Consider the following 16,977-nt stretch of genomic DNA (forward strand, 5'->3'; position numbering starts at 1 on the left):
CGATAAATAATCAAAAATCATTAATCTTTTAAAATAGTTGTGTAATATGTTAAAATGGTCGTGAACATAATCAATTTGATCTATTAGATCCAAATATATTATCAATCTGAAAAGGAAGAAAATTATATGACACAACAAATAAAAATAATGATGCTGGGCGGAGTACGCGAAAATGGTAAGAACATGTATGGTGTACAAGTTGATGATGAAATTTTTGTACTTGATGCAGGTCTTAAGTATCCAGATAGTTCTTTGCTCGGGATAGATATTGTTATACCAGATTTGCAATTTTTTGCAGATTATGGAGATAGAGTAGCTGGTATTTTTCTTACGCATGGTCATGCAGATGCTATTGGAGCATTGCCATATATTTTGCGTGATTATGATATTCCAGTTTTTGGATCTAAATTAACAATTGAATTAGCTAAGATTGCAGTACAACATGAAAACAAACAATGTAATGATGATTTATTTCATGTTATCGATGAAGATACTGAGATTGATTTCAATAATGTTACTATTTCATTTTTCAAAACAACGCATTCATTGCCAGATTCTTTAGGAATTGACGTTTCTACTGAAAAAGGTGAAATAGTTTATACTGGTGATTTTAAATTTGATCCGTCTGCTAAAAAAGACTACAGAATGGATTTTGTTCGATTAGCTGATATTTCACGTAAGGGAGTATTAGCCTTATTAAGTGATTCAACCAATTCTGAATCTGTTCTGCAGAATGATCAACAACCAGATATTGAAAAATATATTTTGAATGTATTTAAAAACCATGATGGTAGGATTATCGTTGCATCTAAGGCCTCTAATATTGTACGTGTACAAGAGATTTTTCAAGCAGCAGCAGCTACTGAAAGAAAGGTATTTTTGACAGGTAGAGATATTGGTAGAATCGTTTATACTGCCATGCAAATGGGATATTTAAATGTTCCAAAAGATATCTTAATTCATGGTAAAGATCTAAAAAATATACCTGACAAAAATATATTAATTTTAGAAACAGGTAGGATGGGCGAGCCGTTGAAGTCATTGCAAAAAATGGCAACTAATAGGCATCGAATGATCAAAATAAAAAATGGAGACCTAGTTTTTATAGCTACTACACCATCACATTCTGTAGAAACTATGGTTGCTCAAACTAGTGATATTATTTATAGATCGGGTGGTATTGTTAAGCAATTAGGGTATGATAAGCATACTAGTGGTCATGCTACGGGTAGAGATTTACAGATGCTTATTGATACGTTAAAACCTAAGTATCTAATTCCAGTAATAGGTGAGTATCGCTTATTGGAAATACATAAAAACTTAGCTGTAGAGGCTGGCATGGATCCTGAAAATATATATATTACAAAAAATGGGGATTGTTTATTACTTGATGATGATAAGTTTTATTTGACAGATCCTGTACCTGCAGAAGATACCATGATAGATGGTTCGGGTGTTGGTGATGTTGGAAATATTGTTTTGAGAGATAGAGAAATATTGTCTGATGACGGTATTTTTATTGCAGCTGTTACAATTGACAGAAAAAAGAAAAAAATCGTTGCTGAACCATTAGTTTCTACCAGAGGATTCATTTATATTAAGGAAAGTCATGATGTGATGGATGGAGCATCGGATGTAATTAAAACGACTATAAGTAATAATTTCAATCATAAGAAATTTGATTGGACAGAGTTAAAACAAGATTTACATACTAATTTAGAGAAATTTTTATATAAGGAAACTGGACGTAGACCCGTTGTTTTACCCATAGTGATGGAAGTAAATCAAAATAGACATCGTGCTATGGTAAGACGTCAAGCAAATGTATCTGCTGATCATGATGATATTGAAGTTGTTAAAGCTAATTCTAATTTAAACGTTATTAGTCAGATTGTTAAAAAAGGCACATATAGTAATTCAGCTGCAGTTTCCAAATATAAATTTAATAATAGAAAAATTAAGATAAAAAGGGATATAAAAAATGTCCGTTTCAGACCTAAAAAAATTAATTGAGTTGGCACAAAAAGCGTTAACTATAGGTGATTTAGAACGTGCAAAGAATTGTTATTTACAATACTTGAGTGTACAACATGATATAAAGTGCGTTATTGCATTGGGAAATATATTTTTACAAGAAAAAAGACCAGATGAAGCTTATAAACTTTTAAAAGATGAATCTGATCTTTTTTCTGATGATATGCTATTTAAATTTTATTTGAAAGTTCTTCAGGAACGACATTTTTATATTGAAGCTAAACAGGTATCCTATTTGCTGGGTAAACCTCTAGCTATTGAAATAGTGCCTATTGTAGGATTTGATGCAGATAAAATAATGTCGGATTTTCATAAGCTTAATATAATTACGCAAGAAGATTATATTAAATTGTATAGTCTAGATGAAGAAACATTTATTGAATTTTCCAAAAGTTTATTGTTAGATCCCACTACTAACTTTATGGTTAAAGCAACTTTGTGTAATGACTTTATCAAGCTGGGAGTAAGCCAAAAAATCAATATTAGAATTTTGGGTCAAATGCAGTCTTTTGTGCCTGCCGATACGAGTATTTTTTATCAAAATTCTATTTATAAATATTTAATTTCATTCTTGAAGCATCACTATGAAAATAATCCAAGTAAATTGAATTTATTAGTCAATGAAATTACAATTTTTTGTGAAGTTATTTTTCCGTGTATAGAATTCTATATTATCGATGCAGATAAATTTGCTAGGTGTTTTATAGATTATATAAATGGAGAATCTGATAATATCAATGAATATACTAAATTATTAAATGATGTTTATGCAGAATTATATCGATTTAATTACAATTACAAAATAAAAAATAATTAATAAGATATAACTATTGCCCAATTAAATTCTGTGTGATAATATCAGTTAAGGATATTTTCAAAGCGGTAATTGCTATGCTTTTATCTTTGAAAGTAGTATAATAATAAAAGAAAGAAATATCCGTTACTTGTAGACGGACTTCTTGCAAATATACAGGAGGGTCATTTTAATGGCAGAAAAAGAACATTACGTTAGAACTAAGCCGCACGTAAACATTGGTACCATCGGCCACGTTGACCATGGTAAAACGACTTTAACAGCAGCTATCACTACTGTTTTAGCAAAAGAAGGTTTAGCAGAAGCTAAGGATTATGCAGGTATTGATGCTGCACCAGAAGAAAAGGAACGTGGTATTACTATCAATACCGCTCACGTTGAGTATGAAACTGAAAAGCGTCACTATGCACATATGGATGCTCCAGGTCACGCAGACTACATTAAGAACATGATTACTGGTGCTGCACAAATGGATGGAGCTATTTTGGTTGTTGCTGCAACTGATGGTCCTATGCCACAAACTCGTGAACACATCTTGCTTGCTCGTCAGGTTGGTGTTAACTATATAGTTGTATTCTTGAACAAAGTAGATCTTGTTGACGATCCAGAATTGATTGACTTGGTTGAAATGGAAGTACGTGACTTGTTATCAGAGTACGGTTACCCTGGTGACGATGTACCTGTAATTCGTGGTTCAGCATTGAAGGCACTTCAAGGCGATCCTGAACAAGAAGCAGTTATCAAGAAATTGATGGATACTGTTGATGAATACATTCCAACACCTGTACGTGATACTGATAAGCCATTCTTGATGCCAGTAGAAGACGTATTTACAATTACTGGTCGTGGTACTGTTGCTTCTGGTCGTATCGATCGTGGTACTGTTAAGATTGGTGACGAAGTTGAAATTGTTGGTTTGACTGATAAAGTTGAAAAATCAACTGTAACTGGATTGGAAATGTTCCGTAAGACACTTGATTTAGGTGAAGCCGGAGATAACGTTGGTGTATTGCTTCGTGGTATTGACCGTGATCAAATCGAACGTGGTCAAGTTTTAGCTAAGCCAGGTTCAATTCAAACCCATAAACAATTCAAGGGTCAAGTTTATATCTTGAACAAGGATGAAGGTGGACGTCATACTCCATTCTTCTCAGATTATCGTCCACAATTTTATTTCCACACAACTGATGTTACTGGTAAGATTGAATTACCAGAAGGAACCGAAATGGTTATGCCTGGAGACAACGTAGAGTTTACTGTAGAGTTGATCAAGCCAGTTGCCATTGAAAAAGGTACTAAGTTCACTATCCGTGAAGGTGGTAGAACTGTTGGTGCTGGTCAGGTTACTGACATTGTTGATTAATATAAAAAGGAGTATGTCTTTGTGACATGCTTTTTTTTTATTTAAAATTTGTTTTTTTTGTCAATTTAAGGTAAGATAATTGAGTGTGCAAGACAAACCCAAATTTGACATCGGAGGTAGTAATTAATGTCTGCAAAATGGGAAAAAACCGGAAAAACTACCGGTGAATTAACTTTTGAAATTTCAACAGAAGAGATAAGTAAGGGATTAGACATTGCTTTTAAGCGTGTTAAAAAGAATTTACGTGTACCTGGTTTTCGTAAGGGACATGTTTCTCGTGTTGTTTTTGATCAATTTTATGGTGAAGAAGCTTTATATGAAGATGCTGTTAACGCAGTTTTGCCAGTAGCTTATGCTAATGCTATAGCAGAATCTAAAGCTGAAGTTGTTGGACAACCTAAAATTATGCCTGTATCAATGGAAAAAGGTAAGGCATGGACTTTTAAAGCAATTGTTTCTACTAAGCCAGAAGTTAAGCTTGGTGATTACAAAGGTGTTGAAGTTCCAAAACAAAATAAGCGTGTTTTGGTAAAGGATGTTGATGCTGAACTTAAGAAGCGTCAAGAACAAAATGCTGAATTAGTATTGAAGGATGGCAAATCAGCTGAAGGTGATACAGTTACTATTGATTACGAAGGAACTGTTGATGGTACCAAATTCGAAGGTGGATCTGCTAAGAACTATTCATTGGAATTGGGTTCTAAGACATTTATTCCAGGATTTGAAGATCAATTATTGAATCATGTTGCTGGTGATGAAGTTGACGTAGTAGTTACCTTCCCAGAAGATTACAGTGCTAAAGATTTAGCTGGTAAAGAAGCACACTTTGCTACTAAAATTCATGAAGTTAAATCTAAACATTTGCCTAAGATTGACGATGAATTTGCTAAGGATATAGATGATTCTGTAGAATCTTTGGACGAATTAAAAGAAAAGATTAAAGCAGATTTAAAGAAGCAAAAGGAAGAAGCAGCTGAAGATGCTATTCAAGAAGCTGCAGTAAAAGAAGCAGTTAATAATGCTTCTGTAGATGAGATTCCTGAAGCAATGATTAATGAAGATGTTGATAATCAACTTAAACAATATTTAGGTGGTATGCAACGTCAAGGTATAGATCCTAAGACTTATTTCAAATTAACAGGAACTACTGAAGAACAATTACGTCAACAATTAGCAACTGATGCACCAGAGCGTGTTAAGACTAATTTAGTTCTTGAAGCAATAGTATCTGCAGAAAACATTGAAGTTACAGCTGAAGAAATTAATCAAGAGATTAAGAATTTAGCAACAGATTATAATATGGATGAAAAAGTAGTTCGTCGTACTCTATCTGATGATATGCTAAAGCACGATATTTCTATTAGAAAAGCAATCAAATTAGTAGTTGATAACGCTAAGGAAGTTGCTAAGAAGAGTTCAACTAAGACAGCCACTTCAGAAGATTCTGATAAGTAATAAATCTTATAGATACAGAGACGGCTCTTTAGTCGTCTTTTTTGTTTGCATGGTTTGATATAATCATATTTAGGTAAGACGTATGCATTATTGTAATGGAGGTAAAAATGTCGACTAATAGACGAGGAGATAACGAGGAGATTAGATGCTCTTTTTGTGGTAAATTACAATCTCAAGTTAGTAAAATAATAGCCGGCCAGGATGTGTACATTTGTAACGAATGTATTGATATTTCAAAAAAATTGGTTGATGAAGAGTTAAAACTCGATTCAGTCAATGAAATCAAAGATATACCTAAGCCAATTGAGATTAAAAAGCATTTAGACGATTATGTGGTTGGTCAGGATAGTGCTAAAAAAGTGTTGTCTGTAGCTGTATATAATCATTATAAGAGAATTAGTCAAATAGACACAGATGCATATTCTGATACTGAGTTACAAAAATCTAATATTGCATTAATTGGTCCAACTGGTTCAGGAAAAACATATTTGGCACAATCTTTAGCTCGTATTTTGAATGTACCTTTTGCTATAGCAGATGCTACTACCTTGACTGAAGCTGGTTATGTCGGAGAAGACGTTGAGAATATTTTATTGAAATTGATTCAAAATGCAGATTATGACATTAATAGAGCCCAACGAGGAATAATTTATATCGACGAGATAGATAAAATATCTAAAAAATCAGAAAACTTGTCGATTACTCGTGACGTATCAGGAGAGGGTGTGCAACAGTCTTTACTTAAAATATTGGAAGGAACAGTTGCTTCTGTGCCACCACAGGGTGGTAGAAAACATCCTCAAGCAGAAATGATAAAAATTGATACTACCAACATACTTTTTATTGTTGGCGGAGCATTCGATGGAATTCAAAATATTGTTAATGATCGTCTAGGAAAGAAAACTATAGGTTTTGGTTCAAAGAATAATAGTATTGCAGATATTGAGAACTGGCAAAAGCATCTTACTACTGATGATCTAGTAAAATATGGTCTTATTCCTGAATTTATTGGTCGTGTGCCTATTATTACAACTTTAGATAAATTAACTGAAGATGATCTAGTTAGAATTTTAACAGAGCCCAAAAATGCTCTTGTTAAGCAATATAAGAAATTGTTGAGTCTTGATGGAGTAGAGCTAGAATTTTCTTCCGATGCTCTTAATGCAATTGCTACAATGGCTTTAAATAAAAATATGGGAGCACGTGGCTTAAGATCAATCATGGAAAATGCAATGATGGATATTATGTATGGCATCCCTAGTGAGAAGAATATATCCAAAGTCATTGTCACAGAATCAGTTATAACTAAAGCTAGTGATCCTATTATAGTATTTGATGATAGACAAACTAATAACGATTTAGAAACTGATGAGGGAGAACTTATTGATGAAGGTTAATAATAGTAAGTTTGTAATTAGTGCAGTATCTGATAAGCAATATCCTCAAGATGATTTACCTGAAATTGCACTTTCTGGACGTTCTAATGTTGGAAAATCAAGTTTGATCAATGCTGTTTTAAATAGGAGAAATTTGGCCAGAACCTCACAACAACCAGGTAAAACACAAACATTAAATTTCTATTTAGTAAATACGGATTTATATTTTGTCGATGTGCCAGGATATGGATATGCCAAGGTATCTAAAGAACAACGTCAAAAATTCGGTGAGATGATTCAAGATTATTTAGAAACTAGAGCAGATTTAAAAGGATTGGTTTTATTAGTTGATGCAAGACATGATCCAACAGTAGATGATATTAATATGTTTAATTATGCTTTATGCTTAAATATTCCAATCTTGGTAGTTGCTACTAAAATTGATAAATTGAAAAAGTCTGCAATTGGTCAATTAAAATCAAAAATTGGTTTGTCTTTAGATTTAACACAAAGTCAAGTTACTTTTCTACCTTTTTCTAGTGAAACCAAAATTAATATTGATAAGTTTTGGCAATGGATTGAAAACAGTATAAAATAGTAAAAAACGCTACAGCTGCTATAATACAGATGATAGCGTTTTATTATATTGTAAAAGGATGTATTTATTTTATGAAAATATTTAATATAATTTTAGGAGCTATTTTAATTATTATATTTTTAGTATCCTTATTTAGAAATAAAAATCATTTTATCTTTTTTAAGGCTCTATTTTTATTTTTAGCTTTAATAATTGGTAGTACCATTAATTTTATTATTTTTTTGCTTTTAGAATATAATTTTCTCAATATTGATAACGGATTGAAGGCTGGTAATTTATTTATTTTACTCGGATTAATGATAATCATGTCTGGCCTAATTTTATATTTATATTTGCTATTGCTTAATTGGATATTTCCACTTAATTCAACTATCTTATCAATAATTGAATATTATATTCAGTGGACATTAATTTATGTTACTATTTATCAGGTTATTTTTGAGAATTTGAAAAAAGTCAAAGATATTGACATATACATTAAGGTTGGTAATTTGTTAAATCCAGACGTTTTTGTAGTGATGATCTTACCATCATTTATTTCTGCCTGGATTGCTGTCATTTTGTTGAAAAAACATAATAATCAATTGTAATGATTATAGGTTATTTTTTAGTATAATACTTATATTGGTGTTTGATTAATAATTAAATTTAAATTGGAGTGAATGATTCTGTGAATCAAAAATATCGTAGTGTATTTGATATTATTGGGCCAATTATGATTGGTCCGTCGAGTTCGCATACTGCTGGTGCGGTAGCTATAGGGCAGGCAGGTAATAAACTTTTTGGTGGTATTCCTAAAAAAGTAACCGTTTATTATTATGGCTCTTTTGCACAAACACATAGAGGTCATGGAACAGATTATGCTATAGCTGCAGGCATTATGGGATTAGCTGCTGATGATTATCGTGTTCCTAATGCTATCAATTTAGCTCGTAAACGAGGTATAGATATCAGGTTTGTTGAAGAAGACGGTAATAGTCCAATTGGACATCCTAACACAGCGTTGTTAGATCTTAAAGCAGATAATCACCGGGTGAAATTGATTGGTTGTTCTATAGGTGGAGGTACAATTGAAATTAGGGGTATAGAGATATCTGGAATTAAAATGGATATTGCTGGTCCTTTGCCCATCATTATTTATAAAATTCCGTCCAATAAGTTATATTGTGCGACGGAATTAATGAATTATTTAAATAAAGTTGCACCTTATAATAAGCAACAATCATTTAATGGTACAGGTTTTGTTTTGTATGAGTTTGATATTATTAATTACATATCGCCCCAAATAGTAAATTCATTACATAAAAAATATCCGGGCATTATCTGTCTTTAAAAAAATAGAGGTGAACAAAATATGTATGATAGTATTAGCGAAATTGTAGCGAATAGTTTGTCCACTAAAAAACCAATTTCTGAATTAATAATTGAACAAGAGTGTACCCTTTCTGGATTAACACGTGATGCAGTTTTTGAAAAAATGAAGTGTAATTTAGAAGTTATGCTGGCTAGTGTTGAACGTGGTATTCAAGGTCAGGGCGTATTTTCTAAAACAGGATTAACGGGAGGGGAGGCTGTTAAAGTCAAAAAATATAGAAAATTGAATAAGTCATTATCTGGTGATGATATGATGATTGCAGTAGAAGCAGCTATGGCAACCAATGAAGTTAATGCAGCAATGGGTGTTGTTTGTGCGACGCCAACAGCCGGATCTTCTGGAACATTGCCAGGTGTTTTATATTTGTTAAAGAAAAAACTTAATTTAAATCAAGAACAAATGTTAAGATTTTTATTTACAGCTGGTGGATTAGGGTTAGTTATAGCTAACCATTCAGGTATAGCAGGGGCTACTGGAGGATGCCAAGCCGAAGTTGGCAGTGCATCTGCCATGGGTGCTGCAGCAGCAGTAGAAGTTGCAGGAGGAAGTGCTGAACAATCTGCTCAAGCACTTGCTATAGCGATTTCTAATTTGTTAGGTCTGGTATGCGATCCGATTGCTGGTTTGGTTGAAGTTCCATGTGTTAAAAGAAATGCAATTGGTACCACTAATGCATTAATTTCTGCAGATTTAGCCTTGGCTGGCTGTACGAGTTTAATACCACCTGACGAATGTATTCAAGCGATGTCAAATGTAGGTAAATTAATGCCCGAAGAATTGCGAGAGACAGGCCTTGGTGGGTTAGCAAGTACTGCTACTGGACAAGCTATAAAGGCAAAAATTTTTGGAAAAGATGTATAAAATGCGGGATATTAATATTATTAAAGATGAAATTGTTGCTCAACTAGCAAAAGTAATAGATCCTGAATTGAATATAGATATTGTTAATTTAGGATTAGTTTATGCTATTGATTTGGATGAAGATGGTATCTGCTTAGTGCAAATGATGCTCACTACAATGGGTTGCCCACTAGCAGATGTATTAGCAAAGATGGTTATTAAGCAATTAAAAAATATACCGGAAATAAAAAATGTTGACGTTAGATTTATATGGGAGCCTGCATGGACACCAGATAGATTAAGTAGAGAAGCAAAAATGATATTAGGTGTACATTAGTACAAACATAAATTAAATTATGTAAAGTGGTAAATTATGGATAACGAACTAAATGAAATAAAAGCTCAAAGTGTAGCTTGGTTAAAAAATAATCTTAATTTTTATCGAATGGACAGTCAAACAATAGAAGTTGAAACACCTTTAATAGATTCATTCGGTCAGAATATATATTGTTTTATTATTAAAAAGGGTGAATACTATTTAATAAGTGATGGCGGCTGGTTTTTATTTAAACTTGATCCTGATATGAGTGATTCGGATTTTTATAATCAAGCAGTGGATATTATAATCGGTACCGGATTTGAAATTGATGAGGAAACTGGGGAATTTTTTATGGAAGTAAGTATAGATGAACTTCCCTTGGCACTTAATCAATTAGCACAATTGCAAGTAGCTTTATCATATTTGAAGTAAGTATAAAAAAAGGATGCCAACAGAGTGAGCATCCTTTTTTACTAAGATTATGGTAACAATTATTTCTTATTATCTTTATTTTTGCTATTTTTTTTCTTGTCTTTGTCATCTGGCAGGATAGCAAATTTATTAAATAACTTTTCTAATTCATTGTTGCTTTTCATAGTTAATCCCATGATTATTACTCCTAACTACGTTTCAATATTTCATCCATTTTTTGGAAGAATAATTCTTTATTTGCACTAGTAACTAATGTTAACTTTTTTCCGTCATCAGCTTTGTACATACGTCCATCAGCTAAGCCAGAGGTGATGATTTTGGCTTTTGCTTCAATTGATGAAGTTACTACTTCAGGGTATAAAGCTGACATGGTAGTTAAAACATCCCAAAGGTATAACTCTGCACCAGGTATAGAAACAATCAAACTATAGCCCAAACCTATTAAATCAATAGCGGGAAATTGACGCATTTTAGCCCAATGCATTCTTAATTCATCTGTTAAAGGTAATTCTTCAGTGCTTTCTAGTCCAACCATCTGAATGTTTAAATCTGACTCTAAAACTGTTGCTACAGATTGAGAATCCCAAAAAGCATTCCACTCTTGTGTGCCATCAGCATCTACTGACATTACATTTCCGTGCCCATTTAATGAACCTCCCATCCAATATACTTTATTGATTTTTTCTTGTATTGAAGGATCGGCTTTTAATGCACGTGCCAAATCGGTGATAGGACCTGTCATGATTAAATCTACCATATCATCAGCTTTTTTAATTTTATCTACCATGTCTAAATGTGCAGGTAATTTGGCAATTGGAGTTTTAATGGTTCCAGATTCATTAAGCATTGGAAAATAATTAAATGAATATGTAGCCATACGCCATTCATTTGGAAATTGATGAACAGCTCGAGATGTTGATTTGGCAACCTCTAAATTATCATTGCGTAGATTGAAAAGATCAATCATTTTTCTACATGCATCAACACTTGGCTCAATGTAGCCGTCAGCATCTATAGCTGAAACACCTATTAATTTAATATCGGGTGCTTGTAATAAAATTAGTAATGATACTAAATCGTCTATATTTCCATCATGGTTAAAGTATATATTTTTCATATGCATTATCCCTTCTCTATATCTAAGTATTATTTTAAGGTAATTGAGCTAAAAGTAAAATAAAAAAATACAAAAGTCTATATGAATATTATAATGTTGAGTAACAGATGAGAAAGGTGATTTCAAATGGCTAATCAAAATATTGAAAATAAGTTAAAGTTATTGCCAGACTGTCCTGGTTGCTATTTGATGAAAGATTTAAATGGTAAAGTTATTTACGTTGGTAAATCTAAAAATTTAAAAAATAGAGTTCGTTCTTATTTCAAAAGCAAACAAGTTGGACGACGAGCAGAGCTTGTTAGAGACATTAATGATTTTGAAATTATAGTAGTTTCATCTGATAAAGAAGCTTTTCTTTTAGAAATTACTTTAATAAAGAAATATCAACCATATTATAATGTGCAATTAAAAAATGGTGGGGGGTATCCATTTATTGAAATTACTAATGAAAGAGATCCTGAAGTCAAATTAACATCAATAATCAAAAAAGATAAGGGATACTATTTTGGCCCATATCCTAATGTCTATGCAGCTCAAGCAACATTGAAATTTATTCAAAAAATGTGGCCTTTGAGAAGGTGTAGTGGTAAATTGGGACGACCATGCTTATATTATAGTATGGGTCAGTGTTTAGGATCTTGTTTTAAGGAAGTATCATCTGATAGGTATGATCATCAAATTAAGCAGATTAAGTGTTTTTTGAATGGTGATATTACTAAGGCTAAAACTGAATTAATAAAAAAAATGCAAATTGCTTCTGATAATTTGGAGTTTGAACGAGCAAGTGAATATAGAGATCAATTATCTTACATTGAACAGACTGTAGAAAAACAAAAAATAATGCTAAATGATAAACTACAACGTGATATTTTTAATTTTTATGTAAGCCAAGGATGGATATCTATTCAGATTCTTTTTATTAGACAATCTAAATTAATGCGACGTGAGACGAAGATTTTTAATTTGACTGATATTGATAAGGCAAAAGATGAGTTTGAATCATTTATTGTACAATTTTATAATGCAAAAAATAGATTATTTCCCAATGAAATTTTAGTTCCTAAGGGAGTAAATGCTAGTTCACTTGCAGCTGTATTAAAGGTTAGAGTTAAAATACCTAGCAGAGGGCAGAAAAAGGCTTTATTAGATATGGCATATGAAAATTCCAAAATTAAGTTGGATGAAAAAATAAGATTGTTAGAGTTGAATAATCTTAAAACTAAGGGAGCACAAGAAGAAATTTTTAACGCTTTAGGGTTACCTTATGGATCCCGAATTGAAAGCTTTGATCATTCACATATTCAAGGGACGGATCCTGTTTCTGCATTAGTAGTATTTATTGATGGTATGCCTGCTAAACATGAGTATCGTAAGTTTAAATTAAAAGGTGAAATAGAACATCAAAATGGTGCAGATGAAGTTAAAAATACTAGAGAGGTAGTAAGGCGTAGGTATAGTCGGATGTTAAAAGAGCATCTTGTGCTACCCAATTTAATTTTGATGGATGGCGGAAAAATACAGGTGGATGCATGCTTAGATGTATTAAGAAACGAATTAAATGTTAATATTCCAGTTGCAGGTATGGTTAAGGATAATTGCCATCGGACTAATCATTTGATTTTTGGTGATCCTACTGTAGGTGAAGAATTGCGTACTATACCATTAGATTCTAAGTCGCAAGCATTTTATTTGATTACACGTATTCAAGATGAGGTGCATCGTTTTGCTATAACATTTCATAGAAATCTTCATAATAAAAATTCTCTAGCTAGCAAATTAGATGAAATTAAAGGTATTGGTCCAAAAAGTAGAAATAAATTGTTAAAGAATTTTGGCTCATTAAAAAAAATACGAGAAGCAAGTATTGAAGACCTGAAGGGTGTAGGATTAACTTTAACGCAAGCACAGTCCGTAAAATTGGTATTAGAAAATAGTCAAAACTAAGATAAATTTATATTTAATATAAATAGTCATATGTTATTATAGTAAGGTATCTTATGCAAAAAAATCTATTGATGAAGGAGGTAATATATGTTTGTTGATCAGACTAAGATTGAAGTTCAAGCAGGAAATGGTGGAGACGGTGCTGTAGCATTTCGTCATGAAAAATATGCCCCACTCGGTGGCCCCGCTGGTGGAGATGGTGGCCGTGGAGGCAGTATTTATTTAGTTGCAGATTCTGGATTACGTACGTTGATGGATTTTAGATTTAGACGTAAATTCAAGGCTGAAAATGGTGAAAATGGTCGTATTAAATCACAATATGGTCGGGGAGCTAAAGATGTTTTCTTAAAAGTTCCTATGGGAACTGCAGTATATGACTTTTATACCAATGAATTGTTGGGTGACTTGGTTGGCAATGGTCAAAAGTTAAGAGTAGCATGTGGTGGTCGAGGTGGTCGTGGTAATATTCACTTTGCTACCTCTACTAGGACGGCACCTGAGATTGCAGAAAATGGTGAACCAGGAGAATTTAGAACATTACGTTTAGAGCTTAAGGTTTTGGCTGATGTGGGATTAGTTGGTTTTCCTTCTGTTGGTAAGTCTACACTGCTATCAGTTGTAACTAAAGCTAAACCTAAAATTGCTGCATATGAATTTACGACACTTACACCTAACTTAGGTATGGTTGTTTTAGATGATGGTCGAGATTTTTCTATGGCTGATTTACCTGGTCTAATTAAGGGAGCAAGTCAGGGTGTTGGATTAGGAATTCAATTTTTGCGTCATGTAGAAAGAACAAAAGTTATCCTACATCTAATTTCTATGGATCCTAATAATGGCAGGGATGCTTATGAAGATTATTTGACTATTCGTCAAGAGTTGGCTGGATATACTAATGATTTAACTAAGAAAACAGAAATAGTTGTAGCTAGTCAGATGGATATTCCAGGTAGTGAAGAAAAATTACAAGAATTAAAGAAAAAATTAAATGACAAAATTATATACCCTATTTCTAGCATAACCCATAAGGGCGTAAGAGATTTAATGATCAAAGCAGCAGACATTGTATATGCTGCAAATGATCAAGCTGAAACTGCTCAAGTTGTAGCTGATAAAGGCGAACAAGAATATGTTTATAAGAAATTGGATGATAATTTTGTAGTTGAAAAAGTTGATGAACATTATTTTGTGATAAGTGGAGATAAATTAGAAAGACTTGTTCAGAGAATTAATCTTGATCATACAGATGGTGTTATGATGCTTGCTCGCAAACTTAAAAGAATGGGTATCGATGATGCATTAAGAGAAAAAGGTGCTCAGAATGGTGATGAGGTTACAATTGGTAACTTTACTTTTGAGTTTGTAGAATAAATATTGGAGTATTACTTTGAAAAATAAAAATCGTTTTATTACTGGTTATTCTGGATTGAGAAGTTTAGCTGTTATTGGTGTGATATTGTATCATTTAAATCCCAACGTATTCATTGGTGGATACCTCGGTGTTTTGATCTTTTTCGTTTTATCTGGTTATTTGGTTACTGATCATATGTTATTTTCCTATCAAACATATGGTAAATATTCGAATCGACTGTTTTATTTAAAAAGAATAAAAAAATTATATCCGCAATTAATCTCAGTTTTGTGGATATCTGGTGCCTATATTTTAATTTTTCAGCGTGATATTCTATCAAAATTTAATGAGATTGTTTTAGCTAATTTATTTAATGTATATAATATTTGGCAGATATTTAATGGTCAAAGTTACTTTGAGCGTTTTGCATCTAACGAATCGCCATTCGTACATCTTTGGACAATGTCAATTCTAGGTCAGTTTTATTTATTGTGGCCGATTATAATGTACATTTTAGTTTATAAATTGAGAACAAAAAAAGAGCTCTTTATTACGATTTCTGTGTTAACTATATTGTCTGCTATTGAAATGGCACTATTATATAAGCCAGGCGTAGATACCAGTAGAATTTATTATGGAACAGATACTAGATTTTTTGCTCTAGGTATAGGAGCGTTGTTAGCAATTGTTTGTCCTACAAATAGACTAAGAATAGGTATTAAGAAAAATAATACCATTTTGTTAGATTCTTTAGGTGCAGTTAGTTTTATAGGAATGTTTATCCTAGCTACAAATCAATGTATGAACCCAATGCAGGCATTTCCATACATGGGTGGTATGTTTATATTTTCAATATTGACAGCAATAATGGTTGCAATTATAGCTAACCCTCATAGTCATTGGAATTTAGTATTAACTAATCCCATTTTTAATTGGATTGGCTCGCGTTCATATGGAATATATTTATATCAATTTCCTATTATGATTTTTTTTGAAAGCCAGGCCAAAAATTTAGCCTATAACGTTTTCTTTTACAGAGTTTCAGAAATTATATTAATTTTGCTTATCTCAGAGCTCTCATATCGTTTGATTGAAAAACCATTTGGCAGTCTGAAGTGGAATCAAGTGCATGATTTTACGAGAAAAATTTTGACAATTAATAAAAGATACTTATGCCAAAAATTAGTAGCTATGGTGGGTTTAATTATTTTTATATTGGGCACAATAGCAATTTTTACCGCTCCTACTGTAAAAGCTAAAAATGCAGATAATTCACCACTTGCTAGACAAATTAAGAAAAATAGACGTAAGCAATTGGAAGATAATAAAAAAATAATAGCCAAAGCTAAAGCAAATAAGGTGAAACTAGCTGGTAAAGAAAAAATTGTTAATTGGGCGAAAAGGAGAATGAAAGCCAATATTGTTAACAAGGATTTTGAGCGTTACGGTATATCACAATTGGATTTGCAATTAGCTCAAAAATTATGTGTAACTGCAATTGGTGATTCAGTGATGGCAGGCTCCAGTCAAAATCTCAAAAAAATGATTCCTAGTTCTCTTGTTGATGCTACAGTTTCTAGACAATTAGTTCCTACTATTAATTTATTTGAAAAATATAAACAAAATGGAGCATTATATCCAAATGTATTGATCGGCTTAGGCACCAACGGTCCATTTAAGATGAGTGATGTAGATAATTTGATGAGAATTTTGGGTGATAAACGCAGAGTATTTTGGGTTAATGTGTATGTTCCTTCTCGTTCATGGCAACAGCCAGTCAATCAGTTGTTATCTCAAGCAGAGAAAAAATATAAAAATCTTTATATAATTAATTGGAATGGCTTTGCAAAAAATCATAGTAAATTGCTATATGCTGATCATACACATCCGAATGTGGAAGGCTCTAAGTACTATTCGGTAATGATTACTAAATATCTTGTTGAACATGGAAAGTTTTAA

General features: G+C 32.3%; 16 protein-coding genes. 14 read left to right on the forward strand and 2 right to left on the reverse strand.

Translation table 11 applies throughout. The annotated features are described in order from the left end of the window. The first annotated feature begins 126 nt into the window (after positions 1–126). From G6Z82_RS02950 to G6Z82_RS03000, 11 genes are all read left to right on the forward strand, one after another. Positions 127–2,013 carry a ribonuclease J gene (locus G6Z82_RS02950; RefSeq protein WP_164785779.1) on the forward strand — a complete coding sequence of 629 codons (1,887 nt, stop codon included), beginning with the start codon at positions 127–129 and terminating at the stop codon, positions 2,011–2,013. Beyond that, the gene (locus tag G6Z82_RS02955; RefSeq protein ID WP_006737376.1) at positions 1,982–2,851 is read left to right on the forward strand and encodes a tetratricopeptide repeat protein; all 870 of its coding nucleotides are present in this window, start codon (positions 1,982–1,984) and stop codon (positions 2,849–2,851) included. The genes G6Z82_RS02950 and G6Z82_RS02955 overlap by 32 nt, the downstream gene beginning before the upstream one ends. Positions 2,852–3,020: 169 nt before the next feature. Then, positions 3,021–4,211 carry an elongation factor Tu gene (tuf, locus tag G6Z82_RS02960; protein WP_006730011.1) on the forward strand — a complete coding sequence of 397 codons (1,191 nt, stop codon included), beginning with the start codon at positions 3,021–3,023 and terminating at the stop codon, positions 4,209–4,211. A 126-nt stretch (positions 4,212–4,337) separates the two neighbouring features. Then, positions 4,338–5,666 carry a trigger factor gene (gene tig / locus G6Z82_RS02965; protein ID WP_006734118.1) on the forward strand — a complete coding sequence of 443 codons (1,329 nt, stop codon included), beginning with the start codon at positions 4,338–4,340 and terminating at the stop codon, positions 5,664–5,666. A 107-nt stretch (positions 5,667–5,773) separates the two neighbouring features. Further along, on the forward strand, positions 5,774–7,063 hold the full coding sequence (gene clpX / locus G6Z82_RS02970; protein WP_164785780.1) for an ATP-dependent Clp protease ATP-binding subunit ClpX: 1,290 nt from the start codon (positions 5,774–5,776) through the stop codon (positions 7,061–7,063). Then, on the forward strand, positions 7,053–7,640 hold the full coding sequence (gene yihA, locus G6Z82_RS02975; protein WP_006730856.1) for a ribosome biogenesis GTP-binding protein YihA/YsxC: 588 nt from the start codon (positions 7,053–7,055) through the stop codon (positions 7,638–7,640). The genes clpX and yihA overlap by 11 nt, the downstream gene beginning before the upstream one ends. Positions 7,641–7,711: 71 nt before the next feature. Next, positions 7,712–8,230 carry an SA1002 family membrane protein gene (locus G6Z82_RS02980; RefSeq protein WP_006732780.1) on the forward strand — a complete coding sequence of 173 codons (519 nt, stop codon included), beginning with the start codon at positions 7,712–7,714 and terminating at the stop codon, positions 8,228–8,230. A gap of 80 nt (positions 8,231–8,310) precedes the next feature. Next, positions 8,311–8,973 carry a serine dehydratase beta chain gene (locus G6Z82_RS02985; RefSeq protein ID WP_006732789.1) on the forward strand — a complete coding sequence of 221 codons (663 nt, stop codon included), beginning with the start codon at positions 8,311–8,313 and terminating at the stop codon, positions 8,971–8,973. A gap of 21 nt (positions 8,974–8,994) precedes the next feature. Beyond that, the gene (sdaAA, locus tag G6Z82_RS02990; RefSeq protein ID WP_006730005.1) at positions 8,995–9,876 is read left to right on the forward strand and encodes an L-serine ammonia-lyase, iron-sulfur-dependent, subunit alpha; all 882 of its coding nucleotides are present in this window, start codon (positions 8,995–8,997) and stop codon (positions 9,874–9,876) included. A gap of 1 nt (position 9,877) precedes the next feature. Further along, entirely contained in the window at positions 9,878–10,192 is a 315-nt protein-coding gene (locus G6Z82_RS02995; RefSeq protein WP_006735016.1) for a metal-sulfur cluster assembly factor, read from the forward strand. 36 nt (positions 10,193–10,228) lie between these two features. Further along, positions 10,229–10,606 (forward strand): DUF1828 domain-containing protein, encoded by a 378-nt coding sequence (locus tag G6Z82_RS03000; RefSeq protein ID WP_006733368.1) that lies wholly within the window; start codon positions 10,229–10,231, stop codon positions 10,604–10,606. 59 nt (positions 10,607–10,665) lie between these two features. Here G6Z82_RS03000 and G6Z82_RS06670 read toward each other — a convergent pair whose 3' ends face one another. Both G6Z82_RS06670 and G6Z82_RS03005 read right to left on the reverse strand, forming a co-directional pair. Then, positions 10,666–10,782, reverse strand: coding sequence for an SPJ_0845 family protein (locus G6Z82_RS06670; RefSeq protein WP_006730860.1), 117 nt, complete (start codon positions 10,780–10,782; stop codon positions 10,666–10,668). 11 nt (positions 10,783–10,793) lie between these two features. Further along, entirely contained in the window at positions 10,794–11,723 is a 930-nt protein-coding gene (locus G6Z82_RS03005; protein ID WP_035516732.1) for a nucleoside hydrolase, read from the reverse strand. Positions 11,724–11,849: 126 nt separating this feature from the next. Between G6Z82_RS03005 and uvrC the strand changes: the two genes are divergently transcribed. The 3 genes from uvrC (at position 11,850) to G6Z82_RS03020 (ending at position 16,977) form a co-directional block, all read left to right on the forward strand. After that, positions 11,850–13,667 (forward strand): excinuclease ABC subunit UvrC, encoded by a 1,818-nt coding sequence (gene uvrC, locus G6Z82_RS03010; protein WP_102878070.1) that lies wholly within the window; start codon positions 11,850–11,852, stop codon positions 13,665–13,667. 87 nt (positions 13,668–13,754) lie between these two features. Next, positions 13,755–15,038: a GTPase ObgE gene (gene obgE, locus G6Z82_RS03015; protein WP_164785781.1), complete on the forward strand. Its 1,284-nt coding sequence runs from the start codon at positions 13,755–13,757 to the stop codon at positions 15,036–15,038. Positions 15,039–15,054: 16 nt separating this feature from the next. After that, positions 15,055–16,977, forward strand: a complete 1,923-nt coding sequence (locus G6Z82_RS03020) for an acyltransferase family protein (protein WP_164785782.1) — start codon at positions 15,055–15,057, stop codon at positions 16,975–16,977.

The organism is Lactobacillus iners (assembly GCF_011058775.1).
GTDB classification, from domain to species: domain Bacteria; phylum Bacillota; class Bacilli; order Lactobacillales; family Lactobacillaceae; genus Lactobacillus; species Lactobacillus iners.

Bases quoted from the DNA above. Each gene is read 5' to 3' on its own strand.
- G6Z82_RS03005 (WP_035516732.1), bottom strand. From the start codon at position 11,723: ATGAAAAATATATACTTTAACCATGATGGAAATATAGACGATTTAGTA.
- G6Z82_RS03000 (WP_006733368.1), top strand. From the start codon at position 10,229: ATGGATAACGAACTAAATGAAATAAAAGCTCAAAGTGTAGCTTGGTTA.
- tuf (WP_006730011.1), top strand. From the start codon at position 3,021: ATGGCAGAAAAAGAACATTACGTTAGAACTAAGCCGCACGTAAACATT.
- G6Z82_RS02995 (WP_006735016.1), top strand. From the start codon at position 9,878: ATGCGGGATATTAATATTATTAAAGATGAAATTGTTGCTCAACTAGCA.
- clpX (WP_164785780.1), top strand. From the start codon at position 5,774: ATGTCGACTAATAGACGAGGAGATAACGAGGAGATTAGATGCTCTTTT.
- G6Z82_RS02955 (WP_006737376.1), top strand. From the start codon at position 1,982: ATGTCCGTTTCAGACCTAAAAAAATTAATTGAGTTGGCACAAAAAGCG.
- G6Z82_RS06670 (WP_006730860.1), bottom strand. From the start codon at position 10,782: ATGGGATTAACTATGAAAAGCAACAATGAATTAGAAAAGTTATTTAAT.
- G6Z82_RS02980 (WP_006732780.1), top strand. From the start codon at position 7,712: ATGAAAATATTTAATATAATTTTAGGAGCTATTTTAATTATTATATTT.
- yihA (WP_006730856.1), top strand. From the start codon at position 7,053: ATGAAGGTTAATAATAGTAAGTTTGTAATTAGTGCAGTATCTGATAAG.
- sdaAA (WP_006730005.1), top strand. From the start codon at position 8,995: ATGTATGATAGTATTAGCGAAATTGTAGCGAATAGTTTGTCCACTAAA.
- obgE (WP_164785781.1), top strand. From the start codon at position 13,755: ATGTTTGTTGATCAGACTAAGATTGAAGTTCAAGCAGGAAATGGTGGA.
- tig (WP_006734118.1), top strand. From the start codon at position 4,338: ATGTCTGCAAAATGGGAAAAAACCGGAAAAACTACCGGTGAATTAACT.
- G6Z82_RS02950 (WP_164785779.1), top strand. From the start codon at position 127: ATGACACAACAAATAAAAATAATGATGCTGGGCGGAGTACGCGAAAAT.
- uvrC (WP_102878070.1), top strand. From the start codon at position 11,850: ATGGCTAATCAAAATATTGAAAATAAGTTAAAGTTATTGCCAGACTGT.